At 63.8% G+C, this 1,108-nt stretch carries 1 protein-coding gene and 1 pseudogene; one reads left to right on the forward strand and one right to left on the reverse strand.

All coding sequences use genetic code 11. From position 1 onward, the window contains the following. Positions 1-19 precede the first annotated feature (19 nt). The gene (locus NZK35_RS33660) at positions 20-238 is read right to left on the reverse strand and encodes a hypothetical protein (protein ID WP_259636918.1); all 219 of its coding nucleotides are present in this window, start codon (positions 236-238) and stop codon (positions 20-22) included. Between the two features lie 70 nt (positions 239-308). On the opposite strand from NZK35_RS33660, the pseudogene NZK35_RS33665 reads away from it, so the two are divergent. Further along, positions 309-1,108: pseudogene (locus tag NZK35_RS33665) on the forward strand (transcription-repair coupling factor); the annotation flags it as partial.

Genomic DNA, 1,108 nt, shown 5'->3' on the forward strand with positions numbered 1-1,108 from the left:
TTCGCGCTGCCATCCGTGGTTATAATTTCCGATAGTTTGCCTGATGAAATTGCCGGAGTGCTTCGTCCAGATTGAGTGTCAGGGTTGCAGACGTAGCAGAAGCCGCCGAGGCTTTCGGCGGTTCGCCGACGGCGTCGAAACTCTTGGCGAGTTCCGCGCCAGGGCCGGTGGGCTGGCCCGCATCGGTTGATAGAATCTGGCCTGTACCTTGGCCGGTACCTGGCCGCGAGACTGCCATCGGCGCGCCTCCCAATGGTTGCCCGACGGCACAAACCACCGCCCATCCCACTGAAACCCATCGATTGACCGTGTCCATCGCCAGCCCCCTCGGTACGCAGCGTCTGCACGAGATCGTCGACTTGCTGGACGAGCATGCGCGGATCAGCGAAGCCATCGCGGGGTGTTCGCCGGGGGACCAGCTGGCATTTTCGGGCGTCTGGGGGTCGCTGCGCGCGGTGTTGGCCGCGGCGGCCGCGCGGCGCTGCCCCAACCTGCTGATGCTGCTACCCCAAGCGGCCGACGCGGATATCGTTGCCGGCGACGCGATTGCCTTCGGGCTCGCCGATTCGGTCGCCTTGCCGTTGAGCGTCGGGCGGTCCGGCAAGCACGCCTTGGCCGACAGCGACCTGGCCGAGCGATTGCAAGTCTTGCAGAAACTGCGAGGGCGTGACTCCGGCGACACCAACCCGTTGCTGGTGACCGCCTACATCGGTGGTGCGATCCAACTGGTTCCCACGCCGGCCCAACTGGCGGCCTCCACCCGTGGCCTGGCCGTGGGGGACGAAATCGAGATGGACGAAGTCGCCCGCTGGCTGGACCAGAGCGGGTTTGTCGCGACCACCGCGGTTCAATTACCGGGCGAGTATGCGACACGCGGCGGGTTGATGGACATTTTTTCGGTCGATCAATCCAACCCGATTCGGGTCGAATGGTTCGGGGACGAAATCGAATCGATTCGCAAGTTCGATCTGGGCAGCCAACGAAGTGTCGAATCGATCAACGAGGTCGAGATCACGGCCGTCGGCGCAGACGATCAGACGTCCGAAGATTCCCTGCACGACATCGACCTGGGGCCGATCACCGACTACTTGCCGGACGACACGTTGGT

Source organism: Stieleria sedimenti (genome assembly GCF_025060895.1).
GTDB lineage: Bacteria > Planctomycetota > Planctomycetia > Pirellulales > Pirellulaceae > Stieleria > Stieleria sedimenti.